This window comes from Paenibacillus sp. FSL R5-0517 (assembly GCF_037974355.1).
In the GTDB taxonomy this organism is placed as follows: Bacteria; Bacillota; Bacilli; order Paenibacillales; family Paenibacillaceae; genus Paenibacillus.
Genome location: NZ_CP150235.1, coordinates 2,968,153 through 2,995,049 on the forward strand (window position 1 = coordinate 2,968,153; position 26,897 = coordinate 2,995,049).

15 protein-coding genes are annotated in these 26,897 nt (G+C 45.3%); 14 read left to right on the forward strand and 1 reads right to left on the reverse strand.

The features are described 5' to 3' along the window. The 10 genes from treR to MKX40_RS13435 all read left to right on the forward strand — a co-directional run bounded on the left by treR (position 1) and on the right by MKX40_RS13435 (position 18,351). Positions 1-711: a trehalose operon repressor gene (treR, locus tag MKX40_RS13390; protein WP_339242236.1), complete on the forward strand. Its 711-nt coding sequence runs from the start codon at positions 1-3 to the stop codon at positions 709-711. Positions 712-884: 173 nt separating this feature from the next. Next, on the forward strand, positions 885-4,223 hold the full coding sequence (locus MKX40_RS13395) for a DUF5107 domain-containing protein (protein WP_339242238.1): 3,339 nt from the start codon (positions 885-887) through the stop codon (positions 4,221-4,223). A 52-nt stretch (positions 4,224-4,275) separates the two neighbouring features. Then, positions 4,276-6,642, forward strand: a complete 2,367-nt coding sequence (locus MKX40_RS13400) for a beta-galactosidase (protein WP_339242240.1) — start codon at positions 4,276-4,278, stop codon at positions 6,640-6,642. A gap of 308 nt (positions 6,643-6,950) precedes the next feature. Beyond that, complete coding sequence (locus tag MKX40_RS13405) at positions 6,951-7,931, forward strand: glycoside hydrolase family 5 protein (RefSeq protein WP_339242242.1); 981 nt, start codon at positions 6,951-6,953, stop codon at positions 7,929-7,931. A 179-nt stretch (positions 7,932-8,110) separates the two neighbouring features. Further along, the gene (locus MKX40_RS13410) at positions 8,111-10,180 is read left to right on the forward strand and encodes a bifunctional aldolase/short-chain dehydrogenase (protein WP_339242244.1); all 2,070 of its coding nucleotides are present in this window, start codon (positions 8,111-8,113) and stop codon (positions 10,178-10,180) included. Positions 10,181-10,199: 19 nt separating this feature from the next. Then, positions 10,200-11,471 carry an L-rhamnose isomerase gene (gene rhaA, locus MKX40_RS13415; protein ID WP_339242246.1) on the forward strand — a complete coding sequence of 424 codons (1,272 nt, stop codon included), beginning with the start codon at positions 10,200-10,202 and terminating at the stop codon, positions 11,469-11,471. Positions 11,472-11,621: 150 nt separating this feature from the next. After that, on the forward strand, positions 11,622-13,295 hold the full coding sequence (locus tag MKX40_RS13420) for a ribonuclease J (RefSeq protein WP_339242248.1): 1,674 nt from the start codon (positions 11,622-11,624) through the stop codon (positions 13,293-13,295). 242 nt (positions 13,296-13,537) lie between these two features. Next, the gene (locus MKX40_RS13425; protein WP_339242250.1) at positions 13,538-14,521 is read left to right on the forward strand and encodes a LacI family DNA-binding transcriptional regulator; all 984 of its coding nucleotides are present in this window, start codon (positions 13,538-13,540) and stop codon (positions 14,519-14,521) included. A gap of 345 nt (positions 14,522-14,866) precedes the next feature. Next, entirely contained in the window at positions 14,867-16,342 is a 1,476-nt protein-coding gene (locus MKX40_RS13430) for a sucrose-6-phosphate hydrolase (RefSeq protein ID WP_339242251.1), read from the forward strand. 26 nt (positions 16,343-16,368) lie between these two features. After that, positions 16,369-18,351: a sucrose-specific PTS transporter subunit IIBC gene (locus tag MKX40_RS13435; protein WP_339242252.1), complete on the forward strand. Its 1,983-nt coding sequence runs from the start codon at positions 16,369-16,371 to the stop codon at positions 18,349-18,351. Between the two features lie 140 nt (positions 18,352-18,491). Here the strand turns inward: MKX40_RS13435 and MKX40_RS13440 are convergent, their stop codons facing one another. Next, entirely contained in the window at positions 18,492-20,219 is a 1,728-nt protein-coding gene (locus MKX40_RS13440; protein ID WP_339243048.1) for a cellulase family glycosylhydrolase, read from the reverse strand. Positions 20,220-20,536: 317 nt separating this feature from the next. Between MKX40_RS13440 and MKX40_RS13445 the strand changes: the two genes are divergently transcribed. The 4 genes from MKX40_RS13445 (at position 20,537) to MKX40_RS13460 (ending at position 26,637) form a co-directional block, all read left to right on the forward strand. Then, a complete protein-coding gene (locus MKX40_RS13445) occupies positions 20,537-21,367 on the forward strand; it encodes an amidohydrolase family protein (protein WP_339242254.1) in 831 nt (276 codons plus the stop codon). Positions 21,368-21,730: 363 nt separating this feature from the next. Beyond that, positions 21,731-23,173, forward strand: a complete 1,443-nt coding sequence (locus tag MKX40_RS13450; protein ID WP_339242255.1) for a 6-phospho-beta-glucosidase — start codon at positions 21,731-21,733, stop codon at positions 23,171-23,173. Positions 23,174-23,696: 523 nt separating this feature from the next. Next, the gene (locus MKX40_RS13455) at positions 23,697-24,527 is read left to right on the forward strand and encodes a PRD domain-containing protein (RefSeq protein WP_339242256.1); all 831 of its coding nucleotides are present in this window, start codon (positions 23,697-23,699) and stop codon (positions 24,525-24,527) included. Positions 24,528-24,744: 217 nt separating this feature from the next. Then, positions 24,745-26,637, forward strand: coding sequence for a beta-glucoside-specific PTS transporter subunit IIABC (locus tag MKX40_RS13460; protein WP_339242258.1), 1,893 nt, complete (start codon positions 24,745-24,747; stop codon positions 26,635-26,637). Positions 26,638-26,897: the final 260 nt, after the last annotated feature.

Here is a 26,897-nt window from a genome sequence, read left to right on the forward strand (position 1 = left end):
ATGAATAATAAATTTATCCGAATATATGAGGATATTGCAGATCGTATTCGGACCGGAGAGGTTGAGGCAGGCACACTGCTTCAATCGGAACTGGATCTATCGGAAAGTTATCGAACATCTCGAGAGACCATTCGCAAAGCGCTGAAAATGTTGTACGAAGAAGGTTATATTCAGAAGATTCAAGGCAAGGGCTCGATTGTACTGGACATACGCAAGATCGATTTTCCCATCTCTGGTCTGGTTAGCTTCAAGGAACTGGCCAAAAAAATGGGGCATCGCGCTCAAACGTATGTGAAGGTTTTTGAAGAGCAACAGGTCGATCAGGCGTTGCACAAGAAAATTAACTTTGGTCTGAATGAACAGGTCTGGGAGATCAGACGTGTGCGCAAAGTGGATGGAGAGCATGTCATACTGGACAAAGATTACATCAGCCAGCGGCTTGTTCCCGGACTCAGCAAAGAGATCTGTAATGATTCCATCTATGAGTACATTGAGCAAGAGCTGGGGCTTTCCATTTCGTTTGCCAAAAAAGAGATTTTAGTGGAAGAACCCACCGCAGAAGACAGGGAATTACTTGACCTTGAAGGTTTCCACAATGTGGTTGTGGTGAGGAGCCAGGTGTACCTCGAGGATGCCAGTCAATTTCAGTATACGGAGTCGAGGCATCGACCGGACAAGTTCAGATTTGTGGATTTTGCACGCCGCAGATAAGTGAATCAAGATCAATCAGAGAGTACCTTTCGCTGCTTAATTGGGTGGATAGGTACTCTCTTTGATTATGAGGGAATCCGAAGATCGTCCATCAAGAACCGCTTAATGTTAATGTTCTTCCTGCATGTCGGAGCGTATGATCATAATATATACGAGTCCGAGGAGTGAGGGAATTGAATCACGTGACAGCAGCATCAACTGTTCGCATATGGGAAGAAACCAGGGATATTCCAACCTATGGTACAGGTAAACCGGACAAAAATCCGATGTTTCTTGAGAAGAGAATCTACCAGGGAAGTTCGGGTAAGGTGTACCCGCATCCTGTGATCGACAGCATTGAAGATGAGGCCAAAATGAAGTCGTATCGCTTAATTATTCTCGAAAATGAATATGTACGTATCGAGATGATGCCCGAACTGGGTGGACGAATCTATCGTGCGCTGGATCGGACCAATGACTACGATTTTGTATATTATAACCGGGTCATTAAACCTGCACTTGTGGGTCTGGCAGGGCCATGGATTTCCGGGGGAATCGAATTCAACTGGCCACAGCATCATCGGCCCAACACATTTGGGCCAGTCGATTATACATTTGGGAATAATGAAGATGGAAGCGCTACCGTATGGGTGGGTGAGATTGACCGCATGTATGGTACCAAAATGACCGCTGGCTTCACATTACATCCCGGCAAAGCCTATCTTGAAATCCATGCCGAGGTATACAATCGCACCTGCGCTCCTCAAACTTTTCTATGGTGGGCCAACCCGGCTGTAGCCGTCAACGATGATACGCAATCCGTGTTTCCACCGGATGTAACGGCTGTGCTGGACCATGGAAAACGGGACGTATCCCGCTTTCCCATCGCAACGGGCACCTATTACAAGATGGACTATTCCGAAGGTGTGGATATCTCGCGATACAAAAACATACCGGTTCCAACATCCTATATGGCGTATAAGTCGGATTATAATTTTGTAGGGGGTTATGACCACGGGGTACAGGCAGGCTTGCTGCATGTAGCCAATCATCATATTTCTCCGGGCAAGAAGCAATGGACCTGGGGGAATGGGGAGTTCGGGCAAGCCTGGGATCGCCAGTTAACGGACGAAGATGGACCTTATATTGAATTAATGACCGGGATCTATACTGATAATCAGCCTGATTTTACGTGGTTGCAGCCCTATGAAGCCAAATCATTTTCGCAGTATTTTATGCCTTATAAAGGAATCGGCATGGTCAAAAATGCAACCATTGATGCCGCAGTTAATCTGGAAATGGACGAAACGAACGGAGCGGTAACCGTGATGGTATATGCGACGTCGGTTTTTGAACAAGTGACCATTGAAGTGATTGGACCAACTACGGTGTATCTCCATGAGAGATGCAATATCTCACCTACGCAACTATATCAGTCTTCATTCCCGTGGAGCGGGCAAGATGAATGGCATCAACTGAAGTTAAGTGTTCGAACTGCAGAAGGAAAAGTACTTGTGGCCTATCAGCCTGAACGTTCTGAGATTCAGGAAGTCCCAGACCCGGCCACACCACTCCCGCTACCATCCGAGATTCGTACGAATGAACAACTATATCTGGCTGGTCTTCATTTGGAGCAATATCGGCATGCCACGTATGAACCAGAACCTTATTATTTGGAAGGCTTGAAGCGTGATGCAACGGATATTCGTCTAAACATTGCGTATGGCACATTGCTGCTGCGGAGAGGTCTGTTACAAGATGCAGAGAAGCATTTCAGACAGGCTGTACAATCGTTGACGTGGAAAAATACGAATCCATATGATAGTGAAGCTTTTTACCAACTCGGTCTGAGTTTGAAACTACAGGGGAAACAGGAAGAAGCCTACACAGCACTGTATAAAGCCGTATGGTCCGCACAGTTCCAGGATACGGGTTATTACATGCTTGCTCAGATCGATATGGCGCAACATCGGGATGTCGAAGCACTGGATCACATCGAACGTTCACTGATCCGTAACACTAGAAACTACAAGGCTCGGCATCTGAAGATGGCTCTGCTGCGCAGATTGGGTCAGGATAAACGGGCCGTCCAATATGCGTATGAAACGTTGGAGCTGGACCCGGTTGAGTTTGGAGCCGCACATGAATTAGCCCTGATCTACAGCGGAGCGACTGCACCTTCAGAGAGAGAGCAAGCGGAGCAAGCACGTGAACATTTTCATCGTTTGATGCGGGGAGACGTTCATAATTATCTAAACCTAGCCGCAGATTACGTGGATTGTGGGTTGTGGGAAGAAGCACGGACGGTACTATCGTATGTTGAATCCGAAAATTTACAGCCGTATCCTATGGTTGGTTATGCTCAAGCCTACGTGCATCGTCAACTGGGGGATATGGAACAGGCCCGGGAATGTCAAAAACAGGGGAAAGCTGCTCCAACGGATTATTGCTTTCCTAACACGTTATTTGAATTCATGGTGCTTCAGGATGTGGTGGCCATTGATTCGAATGATTCGCATGCTCACTATTACCTGGGAAATTGGTTATATGATCATAAACGCTATGAGGAAGCAATTGCCCATTGGGAAGCTTCTCGTGAGGAGAATGCTGCATTTTCGACTGTACATCGGAATCTGGGACTGGCTTATTATAACAAGCTGAGTCGCCCCGATCTTGCACTGGCTTCATTAGAGGAAGCATTCCGATTGGATTCACGGGATGCCAGAATCTTCTACGAGTTGGATCAATTGCACAAGAAGATAGGGTATTCTTGCGGGCGTCGAATCAAATTGCTTGAACAGCATATGGAGTTGGTTCGCCACCGTGATGATCTGTATATTGAGTGGGTAACTTTATTGAACATGCAGGGTAGCCATCAGGAAGCATGGGATGCTCTTCAGGCACGGCGGTTTCATCCCTGGGAGGGTGGAGAAGGCAAGGTTACTGGACAGTATGTTACGGCACTGACGGAACTGGCGAAGCAAAATCTGGAGAAACAACAACCGGAACTGGCATTGGAGCTGCTGCAAAAGGCTTTGGTTTACCCAGAGAACTTAGGTGAAGGTAAGCTAGCGGGAGCCGCAGATAATTCCGTTTACTTTTATCTTGGCTGTGCCTACCAGCTACTGAAGAATAATCAGGCTGCAGAAGAGAGTTTCAATAGAGCATCGATCGGTCTTAATGAACCTTCAAGCGCGATGTTTTATAATGATCAACCGCCGGAATCCATCTATTATCAGGGTCTGGCCTGGCAGAAGCTTGGCAATGTGAAGGAAGCCAACAGGCGGTTTAACAAATTAATTGACTATGCCGAAAGACATATGCATGATCACATCCGAATGGATTATTTTGCGGTATCTCTGCCCGATTTCCTGGTATTTGACGACGATCTCAATCAGCGTAATGAAGAACATTGCCAATACATGCGGGCATTAGGGCTTCTTGGCCTTGGTCGGACAAGTGAAGCCGAACTTGAATTGGATCGGGTTCTGGAGAAGAACCCCAATCATCAAGGGGCAATCATTCATCGATAATTGATAATCGTTTTAACCATATCCCATCTATACCGAAGGAGTTATATAATCCATGAAAGATAGCATAGCAGGAAGCCAGATCCGTTTCATACTGGAGGCAGAAGATAAAGAGATTCGTGAGGGTCGCATGACAGGCAATGGAGGCAAAAATCCACGAGGGGAGTCTTATGACTTTACCAACTATTATATGATCCGTAATGGTAAAGCTCATATTCCCGTGGTAGGTGAATTTCATTTCTCCCGATTCGCTTACTTGCAGTGGGAAGAAGAATTGCTGAAGATGAAGGCAGGCGGGGTGAACATCGTTGCTTCTTATGTGTTCTGGAATTTTCACGAGGAGCAGGAAGGCGAGTTTAATTGGTCAGGAAACCTGAACTTGCGGCACTTCGTGGATCTGTGTGGCAAACATCAGCTGCCACTGATCGTGCGGATTGGTCCATTCTGTCATGGGGAAGTTCGTAATGGAGGCATGCCAGATTGGTTATTCAGTTATCCATTTGAAGTGAGATCGAATGATGAAGGGTATCTGTATTATGCCAAGCGATTATATCGTGAGATTGCCCGTCAACTCAACGGATGTTTTTATCAGGAGGGTGGCCCTGTAATAGCCGTACAGTTGGAAAATGAGTATATGCACGCTGGGGCACCCATGGATGCCTGGGGTTACACACGTGACAAATACATTTCCTCTGGCCGGGACGGTCGTGAACATCTGAAGGTGCTTCGCGGTATTGCCGAAGAAGTCGGTATGCATCCCATGTTCTATACTGCCACGGCCTGGGGTAATGCTGCGGTGCCTGAAGAAGGAACGTTACCCATGCTCGCGGGATATGCGTACACACCATGGATTCCCAATCAACCTCCAAGCCGAGAGTATTTATTCCGGGATCTGCATATGAATCCTGTTGAAGAAGTGGACTATGACAGTCCGGAGTATCCTGCGGCGTATTGTGAACTTGCTGGTGGCATGCAGGTCAGTTATCACGCTCGGCCGGTTGTAGATGCGGACAGTGTTGAGGCAATGACCATTGTGAAGCTGGCAAATGGCAGTAATCTGGTTGGATATTATATGTATCACGGTGGAACCAATCCGGTAGGGCAAAAATCATATATGAACGAACAGGCATTGCCGAAAATGACTTATGATTACCAAGCCCCGCTCGGGGAATTCGGACGTATCGGTGAGTCGTATGACCGCATTCGAACCTTGTCCATGTTCCTGGAAGCTTACGGTGAGCTGCTTGCACCTATGGGTAGTGTTATACCGGAAGATCAACATGCGATAACACCGGAGAACACGATAAATCTGCGCTGGTCTGTTCGTCAACAAGAAGGTTCAGGATTTCTGTTCATGAACAATTATCAGGATCATATGGTTTTGCCTGATCGAGATATACAATTGCAGTTGCATACTGGCAAAGGGGCTGCGTTTTATCCAAGAGAAGGCACGATGGAGCTGAAATCGGGCATGGCAGCCATTCTGCCTTTCCATATGAATCTGGATGGAATGAAGATCATTAGTGCTACCGTTCAGCCACTGACCCGATTTACGGTCAATAATGAACTTACGGCTGTTTTTTATGCTCATGAAGGCATGAAGCCGGAGTATGTGATGGATATATCGTCTGTTACGAACGTGGATATGCCTGAAGGTACCATATCTGAGCAGGGGAATGAAGTTGTTATTCACCCGAAGGCTGGTAAGGATCATCATCTGCAAATCACAACATCGGACGGTATGGTCATACGTATCATTACATTGACCCGTGAAGAGGCATTGCATACCTACCGTTTCCATGTGGGCGGAGAAGAGAGACTTGTAATTAGCAGCAGTCATCTGTATGTGCAGAATGAGATGCTCATATGCAACTCCCTGGAGCATCCAGAGTTTGAGGTATCCTTCTATCCTGCTCCAGAGCATGTTTTACCTTCTAAATATGCTGTGTCATCCCAGTCAAAGCGGGGAATATTCAGTACGTACACATTCCAGGTTTCGCCTTACGAGCCTGCTGTAGAGGTTGATTACCCGAAGGAGTATGCTGCAACATTGAGATTGGATACAGCGTGGCCGGAACAAGTAGATGACGTATGGGTTGAGATTGATTATGAAGGAGACGTTGCAGCAGCACATATTCATCATCAGATGTTAACAGATCATATTCACTATGGGCATAGCTGGATGCTTGGTTTGAAGCAATCCCGTCATTTGCTGGCCGATCATGCGCTTCGTCTGTCCATAACTCCAATTCGAAGAGGAACGACTGAGAGTTATGTGAATCAGGCTTATGTAGAGCGGTTTGAGGGTGTGGAGATCGGGAAGTTTAATGAGATTCGGGTAAGACCACATTACCGGGTTGGGTTGATTATAGCAGGTAGGGAAGACACTTTTTCAAAATCAAAGAGTACAATAGTTAACTGACATTTATAATACAGAGGGTTCTTTCTCCGAACGGGTGTGAGGGGAAAGAGCCTTTTTGATGTGGTGTTTAAAAGAAAAGATTGCTATTCAATGGTAAAAAACACTTGCTTAGTAAGCGTTTTCATTTTATTATGAATTCATAACCTTATCGATAAGGTTTATTTTAGGAAAATAACTTAACCTTAATAAGGTTAGTCTTTATTTGTTTGTTACCCGTTAAAACGTCTATTACTAGCGATTTTAGTTAACTTATTGCCTAGAGCAGGGTTAATTGAAATAAAAAATCCAATTCAGGAGGTTGCAAACAAATGGTTAATCTGAAAAAGTGTACAATCTTCACGGTTATTGCTGCGCTCATGTTCATGGCATTGGGGAGTGCAGCCCCCAAAGCATCTGCTGCCACAGGATTTTATGTAAGTGGTAACAAGTTGTATGATTCCACAGGTAAACCTTTTGTCATGAGAGGTGTTAATCACGGACATTCCTGGTTCAAGAATGATTTGAATACCGCTATCCCTGCAATTGCCAAAACAGGTGCCAATACGGTACGCATTGTTCTTTCGAATGGCAGCCTGTACACCAAAGATGATCTGAACGCTGTTAAAAATATTATTAATGTGGTTAACCAAAATAAAATGATAGCTGTGCTCGAGGTACATGACGCCACAGGGAAAGATGACTATAATTCGTTGGATGCGGCAGTGAACTACTGGATTAGCATTAAGGAAGCTTTGATTGGCAAAGAAGATCGGGTAATCGTCAACATCGCCAATGAATGGTATGGAACGTGGAATGGAAGTGCGTGGGCTGAGGGTTACAAAAAAGCCATTCCGAAACTCAGAAATGCGGGAATCAAAAATACGCTAATTGTAGATGCAGCCGGATGGGGACAGTTCCCTCAATCCATCGTGGATTATGGACAAAGTGTATTTGCAGCCGATTCACAGAAAAATACCGTGTTCTCTATTCATATGTATGAGTATGCTGGCAAAGATGCTGCAACGGTCAAAGCCAATATGGAGAATGTGCTGAACAAAGGATTGGCTCTGATCATTGGTGAATTCGGGGGATATCACACTAACGGCGATGTGGACGAGTATGCCATCATGAGATATGGTCAGGAAAAAGGGGTAGGCTGGCTTGCTTGGTCTTGGTACGGAAACAGTTCAGGTCTGAACTATCTCGACATGGCCACAGGTCCGAATGGAAGCTTAACGAGCTTTGGCAACACTGTAGTTAATGATACCTACGGTATCAAAAACACCTCCCAAAAAGCGGGGATTTTCTAATCCCCCGATGAAACAGAACACTCTGACGTTCACGTCAGGGTGTTTTTTTTAATAAAATGGCTCAATCATTGATGGTTTTTGAATATTTCCGTTTTGTTTAAAATTATTTTGTTTTCAAAATAAAACAAAGATGTTAAACTCGTATCAGGAATAAAACAAACATTATCGGAGGGAAACAAATGGTACAGAGTTTATGGAATGCGTCGCAGGCATCTGAGAAAACAACAGGACTTGAACAGCTGGTTTATAGATCCAATCTCATTGGTTCTGATCGCAGTGTATGTAACATATACGGTGGTAATACGTCTACCAAAACGACAGTGAAGGACTTTCGTGGTCGTGATGTAGAAGTAATGTATGTGAAAGGCAGCGGCTCAGATCTGGGTTCGATGGAAGCGAAGCATTTTACCGGACTTGGGCTTGAAGATATCAGACCATTAATTGAACGTGAATCCATGTCGGATGAAGAGATGGTTGAATATCTGGGACATTGCATGATCGATGCCAAGCACCCGCGCGCCTCCATTGAGACTCTTCTGCATGCGTTCCTTCCATATAAACATGTGGATCATACTCATCCAGATGCGATTATTAGCCTGTGTTGTGCGGATAATGGCAAGGAGTTGGCGAAAGAGATCTACGGTGATCGTTTTGTGTGGGTGCCCTACGTACGTCCAGGGTTTACATTATCTAAAATGATTGCTGAAAGCGTATTCTCGAATCCCCATGCCGAACTCGTACTGATGGAAAAACACGGACTTGTGACTTGGGGAGAAACATCCGAGGAATGTTACGCTCAAACGATCAAGATTATCAATGAAGCAGAAGCTTTCATCGAAGCACGGGTGAACGAAGAAAGTCTGTTTGGTGGTGTGAAGCACCCGGCACTTGCCGCTGATGTTCGTCGTCAGATCGTATCACGTGTGATGCCAACGATTCGTGGAGCGGTATCAGATAGCAAAAAAATGATTCTGTCCTTTGATGATCAAGAGGACGTACTTGCTTTTGTAGGCGGATCAGATTCCCCGGAATTGTCTCAGGTAGGTGCAGCTTGTCCGGATCATCTGGTACATACCAAAGTGGTACCTCTGTTCATCGATTGGACACCGGATGCGGAAGATATCGAAGGTTTAAAAGCCAAGCTGGTAGAAGGTGTAGCTGCCTACAAAGAGCAATATCAGCAGTATTTTGAGAGCAACAAAAACGAAGGTGATGTCATGTTCGAGGCGGCACCACGCGTTATCCTCATTCCTGGTGTGGGCATGATCAACACAGGCAAGAGTTGGGCGCTTTCCCAAGTAAGCGGAGCGTTGTACCACAGAGCGATTGCCGTTATGCGTGGAGCGACTAGCTTGGGTCAATTCGTATCGCTCAGTGCAAACGAGTCTTACAATGTGGAGTACTGGCCGTTGGAATTGTACAAATTGTCTCTCGCTCCGGCAGAAACCGAATTCTCCCGCAAAGTGGCGTTTATTACAGGCGGCGCAGGTGGTATCGGAAGTGAAACAGCGCGCAGATTGGTATCCGAAGGCGCTCATGTGGTGCTCGCTGATCTTAATCTGGAAGGTGCACAGAAGGTAGCACAGGAGATTAATGATCAGTACGGAGCGAATCGTGCTTATGCGCTGAAAATGGACGTGACCGATGAGGAAGCCGTTCAATCGGCTTATGCGGATGTTGCGGTGCAATATGGCGGAGTAGATATTATCGTGAACAATGCAGGATTGGCCACATCCAGCCCGTTTGACGAAACATCCTTGAAAGAATGGAACCTGAACATGAATGTACTGGGCACAGGGTATTTCCTCGTCGCTCGTGAAGCGTTCAAGCTGATGAAACAACAGGGTATTGGGGGAAGCATGGTATTTATCGGGTCCAAGAATTCGGTGTATGCAGGTAAAAGTGCCTCTGCTTACAGTTCAGCGAAAGCACTGGAAGCGCATCTGGCACGCTGCATTGCAGCAGAAGGTGGAGAGTATGGCATTCGTGTCAACACGATTCTCCCGGATGCCATTCTACAGGGTTCAGCCATCTGGAACGGTTCCTGGAGAAACGAACGGGCAGCGGCATACGGAATCGAACCGGATCAATTGGAGGAGTATTACCGCAAACGGACGACATTGCTCGTGAATATCTATCCTAGAGATATTGCAGAAGGAATTGCATTCTTTGCCTCTTCAAAATCCGAAAAAACAACCGGTTGCATGATGACCATTGATGGCGGTGTACCAGCAGCATTTACACGTTAAAATAGGAGGGTTCTTGCGGATGGATAACCAAGTCAAGCAAGCGTATGAAGCAGCCAAGGCATTGTATGCTCAGCACGGAATTGATACAGAAGAGGTGCTGAACAGACTCGCGGAGATCAAAGTATCCGTACACTGTTGGCAAGGCGATGATGTAAAAGGTTTTCTGAATAAAGATGGCGAGTTAACAGGGGGTATTTCCGTTACAGGTCAATACCCGGGGGCTGCGAGCACACCAGCAGAACTTCGTAACGATCTGGAGCAAGCTTTTGCTCTGATTCCTGGTAAACATAAGGTCAATCTGCATGCGATATACACGGACACAGACGAGCAGGTTGAACTGAATCAGATTGAGCCAAAGCATTATGAGAACTGGGTGAAATGGGCCAAAGAACAAGGACTCGGCCTGGACTTCAACCCAACATGTTTTTCTCATGAAAAATCAAGTGACGGGTTTACACTCAGTCATCCAGACCCTGAGATTCGCAAGTTCTGGATTGATCACTGCAAGGCATCCCGCCGGATTGGTGCTTACTTCGGGGAACAGCTCGGTCAGACATGTGTAACCAATGTGTGGGTACCGGACGGGTTCAAGGATAATCCGGTTGACCGGTTGACTCCACGCAAACGTCTCAAAGAATCACTGGATGAAGTATTCGGCGAGCGCCTTAACCCAGAGCACAACCTGGATGCGGTAGAGAGTAAGCTGTTTGGTCTGGGTTCGGAAGCCTATGTGGTGGGTTCTCATGAATTTTATATGGGTTACGGTTTGCAAAATGATACGTTGATCTGTCTTGATGCGGGTCATTTCCATCCAACAGAGGTTATTTCCAATAAACTGTCGTCCTTGTCATTGTTTACAAGTGGCATTCTGCTGCACGTAAGCCGCCCGATGCGCTGGGACAGTGATCACGTGGTAATCATGGACGATGAGTTGCTGGAAATTGCCCGTGAACTGGTTCGACATGATCTGCTTGCGACCACACATATTGGACTGGATTTCTTCGATGCAAGCATTAACCGTGTAGCTGCATGGGTTGTGGGTACTCGCAACACAATCAAAGCCCTTCTTCGTGCGATGCTGGAACCGGTGGATGCCTTGAAACAAGCCGAACTTGATGGAGATTACACCCTGCGTCTCGCGTTAACGGAAGAGTTCAAATCCTATCCGTTTGGCGCAATCTGGGACTACTATTGTGCTAGGCAGGGAGTGCCTGTTCGTGAAAAGTGGATCACCGATATCAAAACCTATGAACAAGACGTATTGCTACAGCGTGATAAATCGTTGGTGTAAGTCTAACCACTGCGGAATGAAAGTTCCGTGGTGGTTTTTTTCTTTTTTGACATTAATCACAAGGAAATGCATAAGTGAGGAGATTGCTTCCATACTAGGAATATAGATCCGTATCGCATACGTTTGCCACGCAGAGGAGGAGTAATAGCGTTGAATCTAGCCCACAACAAACTGTATATCGCTGCACTTGGCGGCGTGAATGAAATAGGAAAGAATATGTATTTGATCCAGTACAATCAGGACATCATCGTGATTGACTGTGGTTCGAAGTTTCCCGATGAGACATTGCCTGGGATTGATCTGATCATTCCGGATGTTGCGTATCTGCTGGAGAATCTGGATAAAGTAAGGGGTCTTGTGGTTACCCACGGACATGAAGATCACATCGGTGGCATTCCCTATTTGTTAAAACAAATGAACATCCCCGTGTATGCATCCAGGCTCACTCGAGGGTTGATCGAGCTTAAACTGAAAGAGCATGGACTTCTGCGCAAGGCGGACCTGCATACGATCGATGCTCACTCCAGCATTACGCTGGGAGGAATCGAGGTTTCCTTTTTCGCAACCAGTCATAGTATACCGGATTGTCTTGGTATCTTCTTTAAGACCCCCGTGGGTAATGTCGTGCATACCGGAGATTTCAAATTTGATATGTCGCCTGTACATGGACCTTTCCCAGATCTGCACCGCATGGCCGAGATTGGCAAACAGGGTGTCCATATTTTGCTCTCCGAGAGTACCAATGCAGAAAGACCGGGTTTTACACCTTCCGAGCGTGTAGTGGGAGACCACATTCTGGATGCCTTTATCCGTGCAAAACAAAAAGTATTTATCTCTACTTTTGCGTCAAATGTCAGCAGAGTACAGCAGATTGTAAATGCAGCATTCGAGACGGGACGCAAACTGGCACTGTTGGGCAGAAGTATGGTGAATGTGGTATCGGTGGCGAGTGAATTGGGGTATCTGCAAGTTCCTGACGGATTGTTGATTGAAGCCATCGACTCGGATCAGTTTCCACCTGAACAGGTTGTTGTCTTATGTACAGGTAGCCAGGGAGAAGCGATGGCAGCATTATCACGTCTGGCATCCGGTAAGCATCCACATGTAAGAATTAACGCCGGGGACACGGTCATTATTGCGGCCGGAGCCATACCGGGCAATGAACGGAATCTTGCACATGTCATTGATAACCTGTATGTTCTCGGAGCACGTGTGATGTATGGTTCAAGTGGTGCAGCAGGAATGCATGTATCGGGACACGGCAGTCAGGAAGAGCTCAAATTGATGTTGACCCTGATGAAACCGGATTATCTGATTCCGATCCACGGTGAGTTCCGTATGTTGTATCAGCACAGGCTGCTTGCCGAGTCTGTAGGTATAGAGCGTGATCATGTGTTTATCGTGAATAATGGGGATATGGTCCAGTACAAAGACGGCACTGCTTCTCTGGGTCCCAAAATTGCATCAGGAAACAGTCTCGTAGACGGTCTGATCATGGGGGATGTCGGCAATATTGTCCTGCGTGATCGCAGGCAACTGTCATCCGATGGTATGTTGGTGATTGTAACTACCTTAAGCAAAACGGAAAAACAGATGGTCACGTCACCCGAGATTATCTCCAGAGGGTTCATATTCGTCAAGGACTCGGAAGAATTCATGCATGAAATTCATGAGCTGGTTCTAAACCGGATGGGTGAGCTGACCGCGTCTGGCGTGAATCAGTGGAATGTGATCAAAAGAAAGCTGAAAGACGAGATCGGTCACTATATTTACGCTCAAACCAAGAGAAGACCTATGATCTTGCCTATTATTATTGAAGTTTGAGATGTAGAATGTAGCGAGTATTCTTGTGTTAATGATCTGAGCAAACGTGCAGATGAAAGTTTAACAGCCTGATGAATGTGGGATCATACTTTCTGTATGAACGTCACAGTGATATCGGGCTTTTGCTATTACATAGGAAAGTATATTGGACACGATAAACGGAGGTGAATCTAATTCGCCATGGCTTTGCGATTCGAAGTATAATAAAAGGTAAACTAGTTAAAGAAACAAGAGGGGTCTTTATGAATAAAACGATTTCTGATATCGCTCAGATGGCAGGTGTGGCAAAAAGCACGATCTCTCGCTACCTGAATGGCGGATCGGTTAGTGAGGATACACGCCAGAAGATTGAGCGTATTATCAAACAATACAATTATGTTCCTAACACATTTGCACAGAGTCTGAAGGCGAAGAAGACCAGTATCATTGGTACGGTTGTGCCACGTCTCGATTCTTTTGCGACCTCCCAGACACTGATCGGAATTGATGAAGAGCTGCGAAGTAATCAATATCAGATGTTGATCGCAAATACGAGTCAGGACATGCAGCGTGAGATTGATGCCATTTATGATTTTGCACGACAGAAGGTGTCGGGTATTATTCTCTTGGCTGCTGAAGTGACCGAAGCACATCTGAAGGCTGTTGAGGATATACGGATTCCGGTGTTATTGGTGGGGCAGCAACATGAGCAACTGCACAGTCTGGTTCATAATGATGACCAGGCAGGTTATGAGATGGGCAGATATGTCGTCGAACAGGGTCACCGCAAGATCGTCTATATGGGGGTTAGCGAGAAGGATCGGGCGGTAGGGATCTATCGTAAACAAGGGTTCCAGCGAGCAATCGCCGAGTGTGGTGGATGTGAAGTGAAGTATTATGAGACGAGCTTCAAGATGTCTGAAGCCATCGTGACCGCTGAAGCCATCCTGAAAGAAATCACACCAACAATCATTGTAGGGGCCACGGATAATATCGCACTGGGTGTGATGAAGATCGCGTTCTCCAATAAAATTCGCATACCGCAAGATTTGTCTGTTACCGGATTTGGCGGATATGAGATTACGGAGATGATCCATCCCATGCTGACGACTGTGAAATATGATTATTTGCGGGCAGGGAAAGTAGCGGCGAATCACATTATTCGTCTGGTCAAAGGCGAGTCGGTGGAGGCACGAACAACACTGGACGTAGAATTGATTCCTCGAGAAAGCGTTGACAAATTATAAAAACATCCTTTATGATAATTCCATCGAACCGGTTCCATAGTGGATATCCAATACGGATATGCGAACACGGGCAGGCATTAATGCCAAATGGAATTATTTTTTTGTATCCGTTGGAACCGGTTCCTATAATTTGATTTTCGTATAAGTTAAATAAGAAATAAACATGACGGAGAGGGCAGAAAAAATCTGAAGAAACGGAGTGCTCGCCTTTATCACCGGATTTCACCCTTTAGATAAGGGATCAGGAAATCTGGGGATAACAGCGATCGGAGGATTGTTCTGCCATCGTAGTCCCAGTGTGAAGTTTCTTGGTCTAACTTATATAAGCGAGAATGGAGAACAGCTATGAAAATGACTAGAGAGCAGCGCTATAGACGGATTGAACAAGCTGAGCCTGAAGAGATTGCGAAGCTTGAAGCACAGATATCCGAGTGTCCATGGAGACAGAGTTACCACATCCAGCCCATAACGGGTCTGCTTAATGACCCTAACGGCTTTGCATATTATCAAGGCTATTATCATCTCTTCTATCAGTGGTTTCCACTTGGAACAGAACACGGCATGAAATACTGGTATCATACCCGCTCGAAGAATCTGGTGAACTGGGAAAATGTCGGGATTGGAATCGAACCGGATAGCTGGTATGACTCACACGGAGCTTATTCCGGAAGTGCGATTGAAAAAGATGGCAAGCTGCACTTGCTGTACACGGGCAATACGAGGAATGAGGCTTGGGTCAGACATCCATATCAATGCTTGGCTGTCATGGATGAAAGCGGTTCAGTAACCAAACGGAATGATCCCGTAATCTCGTCTGTTCCAGCCGGATACACGGAACACTTCAGAGATCCCAAGGTGTGGCAACAAGGAGGTACATATTATTGTGTCATTGGTGCGCAGAGAACAAACGAGACGGGATGTACGGTACTGTATCGCTCAATTGATCTGAACAACTGGGAGTTTCTTGGTGAAATTCGCACGCAATTCACTTCCTTTGGTTACATGTGGGAGTGCCCGGATTATATGGAGATGGACGGGAAAGGCGTGCTTGTCTTTTCACCACAAGGCTTAGATGCTGCAGGAGATCATTATCAGAATGTTTTTCAGTCCGGTTATCTGATCGGTGAGCCGCTCAATCTTCAGACGAGAGAGTTCAATCATGGTGAGTTTCAGGAGTTGGATCGTGGATTCGACTTCTATGCTCCACAAACCATGCAGGGCCCGGATGGAAGACGTATTCTGGTTGGTTGGATGGGGCTTCCTGATCTGGCATATCCGACAGATGATAACGGTTGGGCTCATTGCCTGACCATTCCTCGGCAGTTGACACTGCGAGACGGGAAGTTAATTCAACAACCAGTAGTTGAGATGAACCAATTGCGTCAACAGGAGGAAGGCACGCATATTCGCGTAACGATTGACCATGAGAGTCGATCTTTCACTGGTTTGAATGGAATTTCCTATGAGCTGATATGTGAGATAAGCCAAGCAGATGCAGAGATGGTCGGCATCGAATTCCGTGCAAGTGGAACGGAGAAAACGGTTCTTCTGTATGATCGGATTCAGCAGAAAGTTATTCTGGATCGGACGATGTCTGGTGCCGAGCTGGCAGAGCAAAATGGCGCTGTACGGCGGTGCGCGCTTACTGCGGACGTAATTAAATTCCATCTGTTCGTAGACGCATCTTCAGTTGAGATCTTTGTGAACGACGGGGAAGAGGTCTTTACTAGCCGCATTTTCCCAAGTCGGGACAGCGTGGATATTCGTTTCTTTGCACACGGAGGCAAAGCTGATTTCGAAGCAACACAATGGATTTATTAAGTATTACGTGAGAGGAATGAGATAACATGTCGGAGAATCAACGGATTGCCCAGGAAGTCATTCATGCCATCGGGGGCAAAGAGAATATCGCATCATTTGCACACTGTGCAACACGTCTTCGCATCATGGTGAAGGATAAAGAGAAGATTGATCAGAAAACGGTCGAGAACATCGAAAAGGTGAAAGGGGCTTTTTTCAACTCGGGTCAATATCAGATTATCTTTGGTACGGGAACGGTGAATCGAATCTTTGAAGAGGTTGAGAAGCTGGGAATCGAAGGATCGTCCAAGGATGATGTGAAGAGTCAGGGAAAAAAGGAAGGAAACGCTTTTCAACGGGCAATCCGCACTTTTGGTGACGTATTTGTACCCATCATCCCCGTACTGGTAGCTACAGGGTTGTTCATGGGCTTGCGCGGATTACTTACCCAGAATGAAATTTTGGCTTTGTTTGGTGCAACACCAGATGATATCTCTTCCAATTTCCTGTTGTTTACTCAAATTCTGACGGATACGGCATTTGCATTTCTGCCTGCACTTGTAGCGTGGTCTGCATTCCGCGTATTCGGCGGAAGTCCGGTACTTGGTATCGTACTGGGGCTAATGCTGGTTAATCCGGCATTACCCAATGCTTACGCGGTGGCGGATGGATCAGCCCAGCCTCTGCATATGTTCGGTTTTATCCCTGTCGTGGGTTATCAGGGGTCGGTCCTGCCTGCGTTCTTCGTAGGTTTGATTGGAGCCAAGTTCGAGAAGGTACTAAGAAGACGGGTGCCTGAGGCACTGGACTTGATTCTGACTCCTTTTATAACGTTAACGGTTATGATTATACTTGGACTGTTCGCGATTGGTCCCGTGTTCCATTCCCTGGAAGAGTGGGTACTGCATGGAACAACAGCCGTATTGGATCTTCCGTTTGGCATCGCAGGTATTATCATTGGATTCTTCCATCAGATTATTGTTGTTACCGGTGTGCATCACATCTTTAACTTCCTGGAGATTCAGCTATTGGAGAAAACAGGATTCAATCCGTTCAACGCGATTATCACCTGTGCCATGGCTGCACAAGGAGCCGCTTGTCTTGCGGTTGGTCTGAAAACCAAAAATATGAAACTCAAAGCACTCGCATTACCTTCGTCATTGTCTGCTTTTCTAGGCATTACCGAGCCTGCCATCTTCGGTGTTAACCTGCGTTATATGAAACCATTTATTATGGGGCTGGTTGGTGGTGGTGTGGGGGGTTTCATCGCTTCCCTGTTCCATCTGCAAGGTACAGGCATGGCAGTAACGGTTATCCCTGGAACATTGCTCTATCTCAACAGCCAACTGCCGTTGTACATCTTGTCCAACGTGGTTGCCATGGCCATTGCTTTTGCACTTACCTGGTTCTTCGGATATAAGGATCAACCGATTGCAGAGGAACCGGTAAGCCATGACAACAGTGGAGTAACATCAGTTGACGTTCATGCAGCGGATTCTAATCCGCGCACCAATTCAGTTACCGATGCTGTTATAAGCAATCGTCCTAAGGTAGAATTGCTCGAAATCGCTTCGCCGATGAATGGTACTGTCGTTGATTTGGAGCAGGTACCTGATCCGGCTTTCTCGGAAAAACATATGGGTGAGGGCATTGCCATTGAACCATCAGAAGGTAAAGTGTATGCTCCGTTTGATGGTGTCATTGCACATGTCATGAACAAAAGTAAACATGCGGTGATTCTGGAACATGAGACAGGTGTACAGATGCTGGTTCATATCGGAATTAATACGGTTGGACTCAAAGGAAATGGTTTTACCGCCCATGTGAATAGCGGAGATCGTGTAACTGCAGGGCAATTATTGATCGAATTCGACATGGATGTCATTCAGGCTGCGGGTCTGCCGTTGATAACACCTGTGCTGATTCCAAGCGGGAATGAAGCGATAGCAACGGTTACAGGAACCTCAACCGGTCCTGTGCAAGCCAATGGGGATGCAATACTTGTGGTGAGATTCATTGAACCTCAATAAGTGAACGTATGAAATCATTTTCGCCAGATTTTTATGCAATTTTTATAACAAAACAGAAACGTTCTGTCCGAGCCGATTGCTCTGGACAGAACGTTTTGTAATTCCGATGGGAAATAAGAATTTAGGAACCCTTAAAAGTGTTATGAAGTTACGCCAACAACACTGGTTCCATTTTTTGTGATTTTATACGTCAGCACATCGCCGTTCCAGAAGTGGAACTTGAGGGTGACTTCGCCATCATTGGTTTCATTAAAGAAGTTAGGTTTTAGCTCGATCACCTGACGATCGTAATCTGGGCTAAACGTGTAAGAGAACTCTTTGAACGAAGTCCAGTTCTGTGGACCGGCGTTCTCCCCGTTGGCATATGTCGCTTCCATCGTTGCCAGTTGGTTGCCGTTAAACGTAGTTGGAATGGCAAATGCACTGGTCGTACCCGTTGCATCATTTAAAGTAGGTGTGTCATATTTAATGATATTAAAGTTCCAGTCCGCACCTTGGTTGAATCCTGCTGTGAGTGTGGCATTTACGCCTAAATCACCAGAGGCTGTCAATTTGGTTAACAGATTGGATTTTAACGTAAGCACATCTTTTTTGATCGTATAGTCTTTACCTCTGACAAGAGGAGTAGTACCATTTTTCAACGAATTGAATTTGTTACCGTTCAGATTGAGTTTTACTTTTTTATCTTGAATGGTTTCATTTTGTTTAAGGTACACGAGGTCCGTTTCAGCCGTGGATGAGCGACCTGTCCAGCTTGCTTTCATCGTATCAAATAGTTCCTGATCAGACCAAGTAAAGCTTGTGCGTCCGAAGTGTTGTCCGTTATCCCACAACATCGTTGTCATCTGTTTTTGACGCAGATATTGCCCAACAAATTCGAAGAATTTCAGCTTTTCGCCTTGTTCAATGACACCTGTATGCTGGTCAAAACCAAGCAAGCCATACTCACCGACGATAACCGGAATGCCTTTGGCTGTAAAAGCATTGTATACCCGATCGAAGGTATCGGTAATGTCTTTCTGGACTTCCTCGTTATACTTGGTGTAACCTGCAATATTCACACTGAATGGCCAGAACCCGTAATAGTGAACGGTTGCAATAATGTTGGGGTCACTCAATTTTTGAATGGTCTTATTCAGTTCATCCAGATCAGGTTGAGCGGAAGAAGTATGCATCGTTGGAAGCACAAGTGGACGTGTATCGTTGTTTCCTCCCGAAGTTCTTACAATTTTATGAAAAGAAGTATTCAACTCGTCCAGCATGCGATATCCAATAGCCGCATCTGTTGTACCTCCTTCGGAGAAGCGGGGTTCGTTAACACTTTCGAACATGAGTTTGTCGGATGCATCTTTGAACTTGTCAGCGATCTGAGTCCAAGCAGCATTGTAACGGGCAAGTACGTTGTCATGGTCTTTCTCCATGTAACTGATCCAGCGCCAGGAGTCATGGTGAAGATTGATCATGACGTAGAGATCGGCATCGAGGGCCCAGTTCACTACTTCTTGAACCCGATTCATGTAAGCGGAATCAATTGTATAGTCGGGTGCGTCACCGATGTGAGCTTCCCAGGTCACAGGAATACGGATACTGTTGTAGCCCTCAGCTGCGATCGATTGAATTAGTTCCTTCGTAATGCGCGGATTGCCCCAGGCTGTCTCATCCTCACCAACGGCATCCAGAGAGTTACCCAGATTCCAGCCAGGCTCCATGGCGTTCACGTATGCCTGCATTTTGCTTGGCGCGGTTGAGGTACTGGCCTGTTCACTGTTGTCTGTTGCAGCGGAAGCGACAGCCGAAGAGAACAGAGACAGAATCATGGCAGTTACAAGTGTAAGAGAGAGGACCGATTTACGATTTTTTTTCATCAACATAATCTCCTTCAGTTAGAATGGTTGAACTTGAATAGAAGTTAAGCAACTGTGAAAATGGAGCTCAACTCAAACCAAATCATGACTTGTTCAAAAATGGGATCACCACCGAATTATGTATTGAAAGCGTTTTCGGAATTTAATATATCATGATTATATATAGGGGGATACCCGCATAATTGCAATAAAACTCATGTGATAATTAGTGATCTGATTTAGCTAGTTGATTGTGTGAAGATAATGATTTTATTTGGAATTGAGATGATATAATTGATTTTAACAATAATTAGATTCATATACTCTTGGAGGAATGTAAAATGAAGCTGGATGCACATCAACATTTCTGGGAATACAATATTGCCGAGTATGGATGGATTGGGGAAGAGATGAAAGCCATTCGTCAGTCTTTTCTCCCACATGATTTGGAACCTATATTAACACAATCGGGGATGGACGGATGCATTGCAGTGCAAGCGAGACAATCACTGACAGAAACTGAGTGGCTTCTGCAACTGGCAGACCAATACGAGTTTATCAAAGGTGTGGTCGGATGGGTGGATCTTTGTTCGGATGATGTTCGAAATCAGCTTGAACTGCTCGCGTCCAATCCGGTTCTGAAGGGTGTGCGTCATGTCATACAGGATGAGCCTGATCTTCAGTATGTTTTGAGAGAAGATTTCCAGCGTGGGATTTCATTGCTTAAAGAGTATGATTTGGCCTATGATCTGTTGGTATCCAAGGAGCAACTGCCTTATGCCGTTGACCTGGTTAAGGCGTTTCCTGAACAGCGATTTGTACTTGATCATCTAGCCAAACCCGACATAAAATCAGGTATACTCTCACCATGGCGAGAAGCACTGGAGTCGTTGGCTGCCCAACCAAACACATATTGTAAACTTTCAGGAATAGTGACTGAAGCAGATTGGGCAAGTTGGACTCCGAGTGACTTTACATCCTATCTGAATATCGCCATAGAAGCCTTTGGTGCGGAACGGTTAATGTTTGGGTCCGATTGGCCAGTGAGTAACCTTGCGGCTTCGTATTCTGAAGTATACGGTCTCATTAAGACCCACACTCAATCCCTATCAGAGTCTGAGCAACAGATGATTCTTGGTGGGACATGTGCTGCCTTTTATCAAATATCATAATGGGCATTTCTTCGTTAAACCGGTTTCGGGAAGTTGACAACGGTTCTGATTCTTGCTAAAGTTTTATCCAATCCGCATAATTGATCTGGGAATGTTACCGATATGGGCATAACCTGAGCTGGCTTGTTTACACGTAATCGTGTACCTAGGCTGGTTCGGGTTTTTTCTATTTAAGCTGAACAACCGATTTTACACGAGACGACTACGCGGCCAGAACAATCTTCCAATCGCTGTTATCCTCAGATTTTTTCTGTCCTCTCCGTTTATGTGTAATTGTGCAGTTCAACTTAAATATTTTGTCTTTTTAATATTCTAACGATTTGAGCGGATAGCTGAATTACATATTTGGAAGGAGAAATGATGATGACTAATTTTGAGTTTCCTAAAGATTTTCTATGGGGTGGAGCCATTGCTGCCAATCAGGCGGAGGGCGCGTATCTAGAAGATGGCAAAGGACTGAGCATCGTTGATTTGCTGCCAACAGGAGAGAGCCGCAGAAGCATTATGAAAGGTCATGTTCCAGCTTTTACGCCGCTCGCTACCGAATTCTATCCTTCACATGAAGCAATCGATTTTTATCACCGTTACCCTGAAGACATTGCTCTGTTTGCCGAAATGGGATTCAAGGCACTGCGTGTCTCCATTGCCTGGGCACGGATTTTCCCAACAGGAGAAGATGCACAGCCAAATGAAGCAGGATTGCAATTTTACGATAACCTGTTCGATGAATTGTTGAAGCATGGTATTGAACCTGTCGTTACATTAGCTCACTTCGATGTGCCTGTGCACCTGATCGAGAAGTATGGTAGCTGGAGAAGTCGTGAACTGGTAACCTTATTCGAGAAGTACGCTAAAACAGTATTCACACGGTACCAAGACAAGGTGAAATACTGGATGACATTTAATGAGATCAACATGCTGCTTCATCTTCCATTCCTTGGCGCGGGGCTGGCGTTCAATGAAGGCGATAATATCAAGGAAATTCAATATCAGGCTGCTCACCATCAACTGGTTGCAAGTGCACTGGCAGTCAAAGCATGTCATGAGATTATCCCTGGTGCCATGATTGGCTGTATGCTTGCGGCAGGAAGCTTCTATCCGTATACCTGTAATCCGGAAGATGTGTTCCAAGGTATGGAGAAAGATAGAGAATCCTATTTCTTCATTGATGTGCAATCACGTGGGGAATATCCGGGTTACGCCAAACGTTTTTTCAAGGATCACGGGTTGAACATTGTTATGCAGCCGGGTGATGCGGAAATCTTGAAGAATCATACCGTAGATTATATCGGATTCAGCTACTATTCAAGTCGTACTACGAGTACCGATCCTGAAGTGGTTAAAAATATGACCAGTGGCAATGTATTTGGCTCGGTAGCCAATCCATATCTGGCGAAGTCCGAATGGGGATGGACGATTGATCCAAAAGGATTCCGTATTACTGCCAATCAGCTTCATGACCGTTATCAGAAACCGCTGTTTGTCGTTGAAAATGGATTTGGTGCCAATGATGTGGTTACACCGGAAGGTGAAGTGGAGGATGCATACCGGATTGATTACTTGAAACGCCATGTAGCTGAAATGGGTGAGGCCATTCAGGATGGGGTCAACATCATCGGTTACACCAGCTGGGGACCTATTGATATTGTAAGTGCATCCTCAGGAGAGATGAGAAAACGTTATGGCTACATTTACGTGGACCGTGATAATGAAGGTCAAGGAGAGCTAACACGACTGAAGAAGAAGAGTTTTGAGTGGTACAAAAATGTGATTGCATCTAACGGAACAAACCTAGGTGACAAGTAGTTTATACTTTTCTGAATTAAAATGGTCTTGAACTGCAATAAAACATCGGAAGTTTCATCTATATCAATTGAACTAAACATTTACACAAAACGGAGAGGACAGAAAAAAGCTGGAGAAGCGAAGCTAAAAGCTTTCAATGGAAAGCCACTTCGTGAGTATCAACTCGCTTTATCCCCGGATTTTCCCTTTAGCAAGTGAATCAAAAAAATCAGGGGGTAACAGCGATCGGAAGGTTGTTCTGTCATCGGAGTAGCTAGTGTAAATATTCTCTAGTTCAATTGATATAACCACGGAACTTCCGTTTGTTCCCACATTGAAAGCGTTGACATATAGTCAGGTTCGCGCTATACTTGACGCAATTATATCGTTTCTGGGATTGTTACTACTCGAAGTAGGCAAAACCTAAGCACCAAAAAAGCAGACCACCATGTCTTGTTTATTTTGTGATGCTTCAGGTTTTTTTTGTATGCCCAAAAGACGATGTATAACTGCCAAGAGAGTGGAACGTGACGGGGGGATTGAAGTGAAAATAGCAAAGGTTATCAACAATAACGTCATTAGCATCTATCAGGCGGATGGAGCAGAGCTTGTGGTGATGGGACGTGGGATTGCCTTTAAGAAAAAGCCGGGGGATAAAGTAGACGAGACCCGCATCCAAAAAGTATTTGCATTGAAAAACAAACAGACATCCGATAATTTCAAAATGCTGCTGCGTGAAGTTCCGATGGAACTGATTGAAATTGTGGAAGAGATCATCACGTATGCGCGTGAGAATCTCGGCCGAAAGCTCAATGAGAACATCTATGTGTCCCTTACGGACCATATTAACTTCGCCATCGAACGTTATCGGGAAGGCGTGGAGATCAAGAACGCATTAATGTGGGAGATCAAGCAGTTGTACAAGCCTGAATTCGAGCTGGGTCTGAAGACACTGGAACAGATCAACACTCGCATGAATATTGAACTTCCACCAGATGAAGCCGCGTTTATTGCCCTTCATATTGTCAACGCAGAGATGAACGAAGAAGTCATTACAACGATGAACATTACGAAGTTTATTCAGCAAATTATTAATATAGCGAAATATCATTTCAAAATGGAATTTGATGAGGATTCTCTCAGTTATTTTCGCTTTATTACACATTTGAAGTTTTTCTCTCAGCGAGTGCTCAGTGGTACGCATTACGACAACAACTATGATCATTTCTATGACATGATTAAGGAGAAGCATCCTGATGCCGCAGCGTGTGCGGAGAAGATTGAGTTGTTTGTCAAAAAAGAGTACAACCATGAGCTGACCAATGAAGAAAAGTTGTATCTGACAGTTCATATCGAACGAGTGGTTAATCGATAATATTTAAATGTTGACAAAAATGGTTTAATTATAATAATATGTGATTAACAGGAATTGAATACGATTTAACTGGGATTGTTACTGGTTATGCAGGCAAAACCTAAGTCATGAGAAGGTCAGGACCATTGTGTCAGTGTCCCCTTACTCAAGGCTTAGGTTTTTTGTGTGCAAAAAAATCGGTAAAGGGCCTGTTTGAGAAAAAGTGGGGGTGCAGATTATGAGTCAAGAGAAACTGGCCAAAGAGATCGTAGAACTCGTCGGCGGTGAGAAAAATGTGGAGTCGCTTGTTCATTGTGCAACACGGTTACGGTTTGTATTGAAGGACGACGCCAAGGCAGACAAGGCCAAGCTGGAGAAAACAGAAGGTATCATCGCAGTCAAAGAAAATGGAGGACAGTTTCAGGTTGTTGTTGGTAACAAGGTGCCTGAAGTCTATAATGCCATTGGACAGATCAGCAACATTCTGGATGATTCGTCGAACAAAGAAAAACCGGGCAAAAAAGCCAAGGGGATTGGCGGTATCATTGATATCATTTCCAGCATCTTTGCTCCACTTCTGGGAGTTATGGCGGGAGCCGGTATTCTAAAAGGGTTATTGTTGATTGCAAGTAATATCGGATGGCTGGAAACGACAGAAACAACTTATACGATCCTGTATGCAGCAGCAGATAGTCTCTTCTACTTCCTGCCTCTGTTGTTAGCGGTTACAACAGCGCGTAAATTCCAGGGTAATATGTTTGTAGCGATGACGATTGCGGGAGCACTGATCTATCCATCCATCGTCACGTTGAAAGCAGAGGGAACACCAACGGATTTCTTCGGTATCCCTGTCATTCTGATGAACTATTCATCTACGGTTATTCCTATCATTTTAGCTGTCATTGTCATGAGCAAGTTGGAGAAGTTCTTTAATAAGACACTTCACGATAGTGTGAAAAACTTTGTTACACCGTTATTTTTGCTAGTGATTATGGTACCTCTGACACTGTTGGTATTCGGACCATTTGGTGTATACGTTGGTAATGCAATTGCAGCCGGACTCGTTGCTGCATTTGGATTCAGTCCATTGCTTGCGGGAGCCGTTATGGGTGCAAGCTGGCAGTTGCTCGTTATCTTCGGAATACACTGGGGTCTTATTCCGGTATTTATCAACAACGTTGCAGTGTATGGACAGGATGGCGTTAAACCGGCTGCGACAGCTTCGATCTTTGCTCAAACGGGCGCGGCTTTTGGGGTTATGCTGAAAACCAAGAACAAAAAACTGAAAACGCTGGCTGGATCATCCACATTGACCGCATTATTCGGTATCACTGAACCGGCTATCTATGGGGTAACATTACCACTGAAACGTCCGTTCATTGCTGGAGTAATCGGTGGTGCGGTTGGTGGAGCGATCATTGGTCAAGCGGGCACTTTGGCATTCGCGTCTGGTGCACCGGGATTGCTGACTTTGCCAATCTTCTACGGACCAGGTGGGCAAGGCTTCCCAGGATTGATTTTGGGTATCGTAGTATCCTTTGTGGTTTCGGCTGTACTGACGTACATCATGGGCTTCAAAGATCCGGTTGAAGAAGAAGAAACAAAGTCCGATTCTACGTCATCTGCTCAGCAACCTGTCCGTACAATGAATGCTTCAGACGAAGAAGTATTTAGTCCAATTCAGGGAACGATTGTGGAATTATCGGAAGTTCCAGATCCGGCATTTGCCTCGGGAGCAATGGGTAAAGGGATTGCGATTGAGCCAGCTGTGGGCAGAGTGGTAGCGCCATTCGACGGTACAGTTACTGTTGCATTCAAGAAAAAACATGCCTTGGCTGTAGTATCTGACACCGGTGCAGAAATATTGGTTCATGTAGGTGTAGATACGGTCAAGCTGGACGGACAGCATTTTGTCTCCCATATCAAAGAAGGGGATCGGGTTCAAGCGGGAGACCTGCTGCTAGAATTCGATATTGCGCAGATTAAGGCGGCTGGTTATCATACGGTGACACCTATTATCGTAACGAATTCCGCCAACTATGAGGAAGTTATTCTGCAGGCAACAGGTCAGGTTGATACCCAGGACCTTCTACTTCTATTGAAGTTGAACAGTGGAAAGGGAGAGGAATAAAGTAGATTAGATGCAAAATCAGTGTTTTAGGTTTTCATGGTTCCGTTGACAGGGTGGAATTGGAAATTTATAATTGGAATTGTACATCTATTACCTGATAATGAAAGGTGGATTATTGAACATGACGAATGCGATGAGACTGCGTTTCTTTCCTTTGAATCGGTAATTGAATACGTTCAAAGGCTCTGACCGTTAGTTCAGAGTAAACGGGATCAGTCTGTCATTTTCAATTATCCTGACCTTATATACATGGTTTAACT

Bases quoted from the DNA above. Each gene is read 5' to 3' on its own strand.
- MKX40_RS13400 (WP_339242240.1), top strand. From the start codon at position 4,276: ATGAAAGATAGCATAGCAGGAAGCCAGATCCGTTTCATACTGGAGGCA.
- MKX40_RS13405 (WP_339242242.1), top strand. From the start codon at position 6,951: ATGGTTAATCTGAAAAAGTGTACAATCTTCACGGTTATTGCTGCGCTC.
- MKX40_RS13425 (WP_339242250.1), top strand. From the start codon at position 13,538: ATGAATAAAACGATTTCTGATATCGCTCAGATGGCAGGTGTGGCAAAA.
- MKX40_RS13410 (WP_339242244.1), top strand. From the start codon at position 8,111: ATGGTACAGAGTTTATGGAATGCGTCGCAGGCATCTGAGAAAACAACA.
- MKX40_RS13445 (WP_339242254.1), top strand. From the start codon at position 20,537: ATGAAGCTGGATGCACATCAACATTTCTGGGAATACAATATTGCCGAG.
- MKX40_RS13450 (WP_339242255.1), top strand. From the start codon at position 21,731: ATGACTAATTTTGAGTTTCCTAAAGATTTTCTATGGGGTGGAGCCATT.
- treR (WP_339242236.1), top strand. From the start codon at position 1: ATGAATAATAAATTTATCCGAATATATGAGGATATTGCAGATCGTATT.
- MKX40_RS13430 (WP_339242251.1), top strand. From the start codon at position 14,867: ATGAAAATGACTAGAGAGCAGCGCTATAGACGGATTGAACAAGCTGAG.
- MKX40_RS13435 (WP_339242252.1), top strand. From the start codon at position 16,369: ATGTCGGAGAATCAACGGATTGCCCAGGAAGTCATTCATGCCATCGGG.
- MKX40_RS13460 (WP_339242258.1), top strand. From the start codon at position 24,745: ATGAGTCAAGAGAAACTGGCCAAAGAGATCGTAGAACTCGTCGGCGGT.
- rhaA (WP_339242246.1), top strand. From the start codon at position 10,200: ATGGATAACCAAGTCAAGCAAGCGTATGAAGCAGCCAAGGCATTGTAT.